Below are 4,045 nucleotides of genomic sequence, written 5' to 3'. Positions count from 1 at the left end.
AAGCTCCCTCGCCACATACAGGTTTGCTTCTGCAGATGAAACATACCGAAGGCTTTCGTGTTTCCAAGGGTATGACCATGTCCCAAGACCGTCGCTACAGCTTCGAGTTTTTCCCGACCAAGACCGACGCCGGGCAAGAAAAGCTCCTCGCCACTGCCCGTCAGTTGGCCACTTACAATCCTGATTTCTTTTCCTGCACCTACGGCGCTGGCGGTTCGACCCGTGATCGCACGCTCAACACCGTGTTGCAGCTGGAAAGCGAAGTCAAAATACCCGCCGCACCGCACCTGTCGTGCGTCGGCGACAGCAAGGACGACCTGCGCGGCCTGCTCAACGAATACAAGGCCGCCGGCATCAAACGCATCGTCGCCCTGCGTGGTGACCTGCCGTCCGGCATGGGCATGACCAGCGGTGAGCTGCGTCACGCCAATGAACTGGTGGAATTCATTCGTGAAGAAACCGCTGATCATTTCCACATCGAAGTCGCCGCTTACCCGGAGATGCATCCGCAAGCGCGCAACTACGAAGACGATCTCGCCAACTTCGTGCGCAAGGCCAAGGCCGGTGCCGATAGCGCGATCACCCAGTACTTCTTCAACGCCGACAGCTACTTCTACTTTGTCGACCGTTTGCAGGCGCTGGGCGTGGATCTGCCGATCGTGCCGGGGATCATGCCGATCACCAACTACAGCAAACTCGCGCGTTTCTCCGATGCCTGCGGTGCGGAAATCCCGCGCTGGATCCGCAAGCAACTGGAAGCCTACGGCGACGACACACGAAGCATCCAGAGCTTTGGCGAGCAAGTCGTCAGCGAGATGTGCGAACGCCTGCTGCAGGGCGGCGCACCTGGATTGCATTTTTATTCCATGAACCAGGCCGAGCCTAGCCTGGCGATCTGGAATAACCTGAAGTTGCCGCGGTGAAGCAGCCGCAAGCTTCAAGCTGAAAGCTACAAGCAAGAGCAAGAGATCGCAGCGGCAGCTCCTACATTGGAATTTCGTATCCCGCAGGAGCTGCCGAAGGCTGCGATCTTTTGCTTTTAAGCCCGCGAAACAGAGCTTGTGCAGGCACTTTCTGGCTCTTTCGGGTTTCTCGTCGTAATCTCCAGCCATGCCTTTGATCACGCAGTTACTCGCCGTGCTGGTTTTTGCTTGCCTGAGCTTCGCCGCTCGGGGCGAGAAGTTGCGTATTGTCACCGAGCCATGGGCGCCCTACGTGTACGAACAGGGCGGGCAGAATCTCGGGCTGGACTACGAAACCACCGCGATCGTGTTCAAACGCCTGGGCATTGAAGTCGAGTGGCAGTTCCTGCCGTGGAAGCGCTGCCTGTCGATGCTCGAAACCGGTCAGGCCGACGGTGCACTGGACATTTTTCACAGCGCCGAGCGCGACGCCACCCTGCTCTACCCCAGCGAACCGTTGTCCGACGTTGAATTCGTAATGTTCTACGCCAACGATCGACCGCACCCGTTCAACACCCTGGATCAACTCAAGGGCCTGACCATCGGCACCTCGCCGGGCTATCTGTACAGCCCGGATTTCAGCCAGTCACAGCTGTTCAGCCGGGAGCCGGCGCCAACCCATGAAGCCAATTTCGGCAAACTGGTGCGCGGACGCATCGACCTGCTGATCACCGATCGCCGCGTCGGTCAGCATTTGCTCGATGAGCTGAATATTCGCGATCTGATCACGGAAAACCCGACGGTTATCAGCCGTCAGAGCCAGTTTCTTGCAGTTCGGCGCAATGCCGGCATGGATCTGCTGGTGCAGCGTTTTGGCGCCGAGCTCAAGCGTTTCAAGCGCGAACCGGCCTACGCCGAGCTCAGCGCGCGTTACGGTGCCGCTCCCGTCGACAGCGCTTCTCTGCGCTCGGCCACGGCCAGCGGCAAAACCGTTGAGCAGCAGGAAAGCAGCGCGCAGTGATTGCTCTGTTATACTCCGGCGTTCCCGCCAGGCTCACGCCCGGACGCCCGGAACCGTAACAGGCCTCACGACCCGCTACAGCGCAGCTTTCAGCCCGCGCGAGCGCTCCTGACGAGCCTTCGGAACCGCCGCTGGACCGGACGGGATTGCGTCCTCTTAAACGTGATTCGCGCCAGGCAAGACTCCCATTGGGCCAAGCCCTAACTAAAACAGGATTACTCATGTCCTTTGCTTCCCTCGGTCTCTCCGAGGCTTTAGTCCGTGCCATCGAAGATGCGGGCTATACCGAGCCTACTCCGGTGCAACAGCGGGCCATTCCCGCCGTGTTGCAAGGTCGCGACCTGATGGTTGCGGCTCAGACAGGTACCGGTAAAACCGGCGGCTTCGCCCTCCCGATTCTGGAGCGGTTGTTCCCCAACGGTCACCCGGACAAATCCCAGCGTCATGGCCCGCGCCAACCGCGCGTACTGGTCCTGACCCCGACCCGCGAACTCGCGGCCCAGGTGCACGAGAGCTTCAAGATCTATGCCCGTGACCTGAAATTCGTCAGCGCCTGCATCTTCGGCGGCGTCGGCATGAACCCACAGGTCCAGGCCATGTCCCGTGGCGTCGACGTCCTCGTTGCCTGCCCGGGCCGTCTGCTTGACCTCGCCGGCCAGGGCAGCGTCGATCTGTCCCACGTGGAAATCCTCGTCCTCGACGAAGCCGACCGCATGCTCGACATGGGCTTCGTGCACGACGTGAAGAAAGTCCTCGCGCGCCTGCCGGCCAAGCGTCAGAACCTGCTGTTCTCGGCAACGTTCTCGAAAGACATCACCGACCTCGCCGGCAAGTTGCTGCACAACCCGGAACGCATCGAAGTCACGCCGCCGAACACCACGGTCGAGCGCATCGAACAACGCGTATTCCGCCTGCCGGCCAGCCACAAGCGTGCCTTGCTGGCGCACCTGATCACCGCCGGCGCGTGGGAACAGGTACTGGTCTTCACCCGCACCAAGCACGGCGCCAACCGTCTCGCTGAATACCTGGACAAACACGGCCTGCCGGCGGTGGCGATCCACGGTAACAAGAGCCAGAACGCCCGCACCAAAGCCCTGGCCGACTTCAAGGCCGGTGAAGTGCGCATTCTGGTTGCCACCGACATCGCCGCCCGTGGTCTGGACATCGACCAGTTGCCGCATGTGGTCAACTTCGAGCTGCCGAACGTCGACGAAGACTATGTGCACCGTATCGGTCGTACCGGCCGCGCCGGTCGTTCGGGCGAGGCGATCTCGCTGGTCGCGCCGGACGAAGAGAAGCTGCTGAAAAGCATCGAGCGCATGACCAAGCAGAAGATTGCCGACGGCGATCTGATGGGCTTCGACTCCAGCACCATCGAAGCCGAGAAGCCGGAAGCCCGCGAGCGTCCGGACATCCGCAACCCGCGCAATTCCCGTGGCCCACGCGGCGACGGCCCGAATGGCGGAGGCGGTGGCGGTGGTCGCAAGGACAAAGGCAAAGACAAGGGCAAGGAAAAACCGGCTGGTGATCGTGGCGAGCGCCCTGCCCGCCAGCAGAAGCCGCGTGAAGGCACGCCGAGTCGCGAACAGCGTCCGAGCCAGCCACCGCGTGCAGCGGCTGACCGTGCCCCGGACGAGTTCCTCGACGACGATATCGATAACTTCGGTAACCGCGTTGATTACGTGCCGAAAGCCGCTCCTGCCGGCGGCCGTGGCCGTCGTCCGGGCGCCCCGGCGCAAGGCGCAGGCACTGGCGCACCACGCGGCGGTCAGCCACAGGGTCGCCAGAACGGTCCGCGCAACAGCAACGGTTCGAGCACCGGCACACCACCGGCCAAACGCAGCGGCCCGCGCAATGGCGCACCGCGTGACGGTCAGGGTCGTCGTGACGAATCCGCGCCACGCAACCGCCGCCCGGCCCGTGACGATCAGCCACGTAGCGAACCGGCCGTGCAGAACCCGCGCAGCAACGGCCCGAAGATCATGCACAAGGAATCGAAAGCCGACCGCTTCCCGACGCCTGAGCAGCTCGATCAACTGCCAAGCCGTCCGCGTGGCGAGAAACCGGCACTGCTGACCCGCAATCGCTGAGTTCAAACCGCAATGAAAAATGCCCCGGTTCG

3 protein-coding genes are annotated in these 4,045 nt (G+C 62.2%); all 3 read left to right on the top strand.

Annotated features, from left to right (window positions below):
- Positions 1-77: 77 nt before the first annotated feature.
- The 3 genes from metF (at position 78) to DCO47_RS26000 (ending at position 4,013) form a co-directional block, all read left to right on the top strand.
- Positions 78-923: a methylenetetrahydrofolate reductase [NAD(P)H] gene (metF, locus tag DCO47_RS26010; RefSeq protein WP_042606692.1), complete on the top strand. Its 846-nt coding sequence runs from the start codon at positions 78-80 to the stop codon at positions 921-923.
- Between the two features lie 187 nt (positions 924-1,110).
- Positions 1,111-1,923, top strand: a complete 813-nt coding sequence (locus DCO47_RS26005) for an ABC transporter substrate-binding protein (protein WP_042606594.1) — start codon at positions 1,111-1,113, stop codon at positions 1,921-1,923.
- Between the two features lie 221 nt (positions 1,924-2,144).
- Entirely contained in the window at positions 2,145-4,013 is a 1,869-nt protein-coding gene (locus DCO47_RS26000) for a DEAD/DEAH box helicase (RefSeq protein ID WP_042606593.1), read from the top strand.
- The last annotated feature ends 32 nt before the right edge of the window (positions 4,014-4,045 follow it).

The sequence above is a fragment of the Pseudomonas sp. NDM genome (assembly GCF_003105095.1).
Taxonomy (GTDB): Bacteria; Pseudomonadota; Gammaproteobacteria; order Pseudomonadales; family Pseudomonadaceae; genus Aquipseudomonas; species Aquipseudomonas moraviensis_A.
Note: the sequence above shows the minus strand (reverse complement) of the source record. Positions and strands in the feature narration are given on the sequence as shown.

Excerpts from the sequence above, each read along its gene's own strand:
- metF (WP_042606692.1), top strand. The coding sequence starts at position 78 with ATGTCCCAAGACCGTCGCTACAGCTTCGAGTTTTTCCCGACCAAGACC.
- DCO47_RS26005 (WP_042606594.1), top strand. The coding sequence starts at position 1,111 with ATGCCTTTGATCACGCAGTTACTCGCCGTGCTGGTTTTTGCTTGCCTG.
- DCO47_RS26000 (WP_042606593.1), top strand. The coding sequence starts at position 2,145 with ATGTCCTTTGCTTCCCTCGGTCTCTCCGAGGCTTTAGTCCGTGCCATC.